This is a genomic window from Bartonella sp. MR90HLJMH (assembly GCF_042194115.1).
Lineage (GTDB): Bacteria > Pseudomonadota > Alphaproteobacteria > Rhizobiales > Rhizobiaceae > Bartonella > Bartonella grahamii.
Genome location: NZ_JBHIMM010000024.1, coordinates 1 through 5,053, shown reverse-complemented (window position 1 = coordinate 5,053; position 5,053 = coordinate 1). Strand labels below are relative to the sequence as shown.

Here is a 5,053-nt window from a genome sequence, read left to right as displayed (position 1 = left end):
AAAGGACGTAAAACAAAACAGTCCCTTCAGGGTATTTTAGGTGTACGCTATAGTTTTTAATTATATGGTTATTTTTTAGTTATCTTTAAATGTATGGTTGTCTTTAAAGGTCTTTAATGAAGGTTCAGAGAACAATTTTTCAGAGCATGCCGCTTCGCTTTTCATGATAGCTGTATACCCTTATATACTTTATTATGCATTACTTTTTTCTTTGATAAGAAAACTCTGAGGAAATGCTAAAGAAGCACTATAAAAACGTTCTTATATTCTTGATCAAAAAAAGCATTTAAAAGACTGTAAAAAACAGTTTTTTATGAGATAAGGAGAATGTTTAAGAAGGATTCTTTACAATCTAAGGTTGAAAATATGTTTTATAGAGCTAATTACGTTTGGTGTCTATGCAGGCGTGAAGGGGGGAGGATATGGCTCTACAATATAAATGGAAACAACATTGTTGGATACTCATGTTGAGCAGCTGTTTTGTGCAAGCTGCTGCTGCAAATGAGGGGGGAATACCACTTTTTTGTCAATCTTCAAGTTATGAAAGTGGCAAAATATTTCAGGATCAATACAATGAGGATATGAAAACAGGAAGATGCATTCTTGGAGCATCTAATGATGTTATTATAAGGACGCGCAATGAATTAGACTTTTTAAAAAAGCCTAGCGATTTTACTGAGGATAAGGGCGCTAGAGTGTTTGCGAGTCAACAGGAGCTTGACAGCAGTCGTCGTGACAATGTCGGATATAATTTACAAGAACAAAATATTGCGTTTCTTAAAAAACCTGAACTTATCTTCATTAAAGATGGGGCACTGTTAGAAAATTATGTCCTTGATAATGAAGGTAAAGCATACATTTCAAATGATGGCGAGAGTGATAGCCCAGGGCGATCCATTAATAATACTGTAAGGAATGGTGCAGAGCTTTATGTGTATGCAGGAGGTCTCAGTGAGAATAGTAAAATTGAACATGGTGGAACTGAAAATGTTGAGGCTTTAAATGGAAAACAAGGCTTTTCGAAAAATGCTGTCGTTAAAGAAGGTGGACAACAAAGTGTTGGAAATGGAGGAAAAGTAGAGGGGACTAAAATTTATGGTGGTGAGCAACTTGTTTTCGGGGAGGGGGATGTTGGAGGAGAAGTTAAAGGGAGTAGTGCTTCTCATACTGTCATTTATGGTCAAGATGAAACACTAGGACAACAAAAAGTATATGATGGCGGAAAAGTTTGGGATACGAAAGTTATGCGAGGGGGCGTACAAGAGGTTGGAAAAAAATCTCAAAGTGCTAAAAATGGTGGTTTTGCATTTGACACAGAAATTTTTAGCGGTGGTAAACAGCGTATCTTAAAAGGCGGTAAGGCTATTGGAGTTACTTTAAATGAGAGCGCTATTCAGGAAATATATGCTGATGGATCTGTAAAAAATCTAACAATGAATGATGAAACAAAATCATGGGTGCATGCTGGGGCAACATTAGAAGGCAAGACACAGGTAAATCATTCTGGGCAGATTCATCTTTATGCTGGGAATGATCAACATCATACCATAGTAGAAGATATTATTTTAAATGGAAAAGATACAAAACTGTACTCTATTACTGATGAGTTTGATGGAAAAAGTTCTTTGATACAAAAATTAAGTGGTGAAGGGAGTGTTATTTTTTCGTTTACAGGTTCTGATCCATATTATTCTCAGCTTCATGTGAATAATCTTTCAGGAAATTTACATTTCGCGTTCAATACTACGATTGCCCATAACCGTGGTGATTATCTCTTTGTTGAGAAAGGTGCTGGGAATCATACGATAAGTGTTGCTGATTCTGGAGTTGAAATCACGGATCCTTTTTCAAATAAGCGTGATTTAATTATGGATCAAAGTGGTGGCGCACATTTTACGCTGACAGATCTTAAGGGTGACAAAATTAACGCCATTGATGGTGGAACTTATATGTATGACTTGAAAGAAAGAAAGGATGAAAATGGAAAAGTGTGGTTTTTATCTGCAGACCGCCTCAGTGGACCAGAAACCTCTATTCCAGATCCGGCAAATCCTTTTGTTCCTGGTGAGACATCAACAACACCCTCTACAGATGCAGTGTTAACGTTGTCCGTAGTTCCTGGACTTGTTTTTAACAATGAGTTGCAAATTGTAAGGAATGGTAGAAAAATTTGGAACAGAAATAGGAAAGATATCGAACTATGGACTTATGCGATTAAGAGCAGAGAACGTATTGCGACAGGACATACACACTTTAAGCTTGGGCAGACAGGTTTAGTCTTTGGTGCTGATCAGTTGAGTGAATTAAGGCATGGAGAGTTGTATGTTGGTGGTTTCGGTAGTTATGATCAAGCACGTATTTCTCATGCACGAGGTGGTAATAGTGATCTGAGTTCTTATAGCATTGGAACTTATGCAACTTATTTTGATCATCGCGGATGGTATATGGATGGTGTTTTGAAATATAATTATTACCGAGATAATTTGAAAGCTATCTCCACGAATGGTTTAGCTATTCAAAGTCATTACAATCAGTGGGCGATAGGTGGGTCATTTGAAATTGGTTGTTATTTTACACCGGCACAGAATACTTGGATGCAGCCTTATATCAAGCTAACAGGTTTGCAGGTTGAAGGTAAAAAAATAAAACTTTCAAATGGAATGATAGGTGATCTAAGCCCATTGGTTTCATTCCGCAGTGAAGTTGGATTAACTGCAGGACATGAATTCTTTGTGAATTCAGAAACTTCATTAACAGCTTACATTATGGCAGCTTGGTTGCGTGAGAATGTAAATAATAATTATACGACAATTAATAACCAGCATAAATTTATTACAGACTTATCGGGTAATGCAGGTAAATTGGGAATTGGTGTAAACGGTTCGGTCAATGATAAACTGACACTTTATGCGGAAGCACATTATCTAAAAGGACATAAGATTAAGAATGCTCTTCAAGCTATTTTAGGATTACGCTATAGTTTCTAAATATGTGTGTACGCGGCTGATTAACTTTATGAATGTAATTATTTTGCAAGCTTAAACAGATAACGCTCGATTTTATCTTCTCGAGAGTGTAGAGATCTTCTCAAACAGTAAGGATATCTTTATACTCTCCTTTGAAGGCACGAGCGTTTTTTTCATCTATAACTTCAAATATTGAAAATTGTTCCTTGAACTCAAGTGAACAGTTTGAATTTTATTCAGACTTTCTGCCTTAAGTTAGAACTTTCTAGCTGCTTATAAATATACAACTTAAAGTTGTTTATATTAAAAAATACACTTTAAAAGTGTTTTTAAACATAAATAAAACACATTACGATACAATCTAAGACGGGTTACCTACGTAGCCGTGGGATATTTTTCTAAATAATTGAGAGTGGAGTGTCGATAATGCAGTATAAACATAAGTTAAGTTTTTCAGTATTGATGATCAGTAGTTGTCTTGTACAAGTTGCGAATGCAGTTGAAAACAGGAATGGAGAGCTAACAATAGTAGAACATGTAGGAAATCGAGCAGAGATACCAAAAGGTTCAGCACTGATTACGAATAATTTTCCCAGTAGTAATAGTAAAATTGGAGATGGCGGTGCTGAAATTGTTGAAAATGGGGCAACTTCTATAGGTTCCACTATTAAAAAAGGGGGAATGCAAATAGTTACACGCGGAGGAACTGCGATAGGCACCAAAATCCTTGGTGGTAAGCAGTTTATTCATGAAGAGCCAAATCTTGATCTTACAAGCGTGGAGAGAAAAAGTAGTGCATATAATTCCACAGTTACAGGAGATGGTGGAGTAGTGGGACAGCAGAATGTGTATGATGGAGCGTGGGTTTGGAATACGAAAGTGGGAGATAACGGAGAACAAAATCTTTATGCGGGACAAAGAAAAGAAGGTGGGAGCGCAATGGATACAGAGGTCTCTGGGAATGGCAGACAGCACGTCTTAGCGCATGCTGGGTCTTATGCTACTACTTTGAAGGGGCAGGCTATTCAAGTTGTATATCCTGAAGGGTTTGTGGATACTTTAACAATTACGGATTCTGCTAGGTCATGGTTTCATTCTGGTGTTCAAAAAGTCGTGGGAGAAGTAAGGGTCAATGATCACGGAGAACTTTATTTATTTGCTGGTGATAGGACAAACCATATCACTAAGAAAAAGATTCCTATAGAGGCAAGAGTTGATGAAATAATATTTGAGGTTGGTGAACGAAATATAGGAGAAAAACCTCAGATTGAAATTGAAGATTTAGGGGGGCATAATGGAACTGTTATTTTTACTTCTATTCCGTATGATCCACGTCATATTTCACTTCATGTTGAAAAACTTTCAGGGGATTTACATTTTCGATTCAATATTAGTGCTACGGGGGATGCGAGTGATTACTTGTCGATTGGCGATGGTGCAGGTAATCACAAAATAAGCGTTGCAGATTCTGGTGCTGAAATCACAGGCTCTCTGTCAAAAAGGAATAGTTTGGTTACTGAACTTCCATTAATTACCGATAGAAGCCAAGATGGAGGAGCTAATTTTACTCTGGCAGATTTTTTGGGCAAGAACATTACAGTTGTCGATGGTGGAACCTATCAGTATCAATTGCTGAAGAGAGAAAGGTGTGCTAGTTCTAGTGGTAGTGCTACAATTTGGTCTTTAAGCAGAGTCTCTGAAAATGCAGAACATTCTAATACTAAAACACAGTGTGTAAACAAGAAAACAAAGGACTCTGTTGCATTATCTGATCAAAGTTCTCCTTCTGGAGGAAAAAATACTGGTCCTCGTAAACCTACTAAAAAAGAGCAATCCAAGCCACGTCCTCCACGTCATTTAAGAGAAAGACAGAATGTCTCTAGTGTTTCGGTATCTCCCTCTCAAGAAAATCGCACTCATGTGAAGTCTCCCCCAGCAAGTTCTCTTCATTTTTCTGATGGAAAGCAACAGGCTATTGTTTCAGAATCTTCACAATCTTTAGCCGATCAGATGATTTTGCGTCCAGTTCATAAAGAACAGCCTTCTCCACAATTGAGAGAAACGCTTTCAGTTTCTCATTTTTTAAC

Annotated in this window: 2 protein-coding genes; both read left to right on the top strand. The window is 37.3% G+C overall.

Annotated elements, in window-relative coordinates; all coding sequences use genetic code 11:
* Positions 1–422 precede the first annotated feature (422 nt).
* Positions 423–2,987, top strand: a complete 2,565-nt coding sequence (gene bafA, locus ACFIJ9_RS08515; RefSeq protein ID WP_375636747.1) for a BafA family autotransporter — start codon at positions 423–425, stop codon at positions 2,985–2,987.
* 405 nt (positions 2,988–3,392) lie between these two features.
* Positions 3,393–5,053, top strand: a 1,661-nt coding sequence (locus ACFIJ9_RS08510) for a pertactin-like passenger domain-containing protein (protein ID WP_375636744.1), incomplete at its 3' end; no start/stop codon positions are given.

Bases quoted from the DNA above. Each gene is read 5' to 3' on its own strand.
- bafA (WP_375636747.1), top strand. From the start codon at position 423: ATGGCTCTACAATATAAATGGAAACAACATTGTTGGATACTCATGTTG.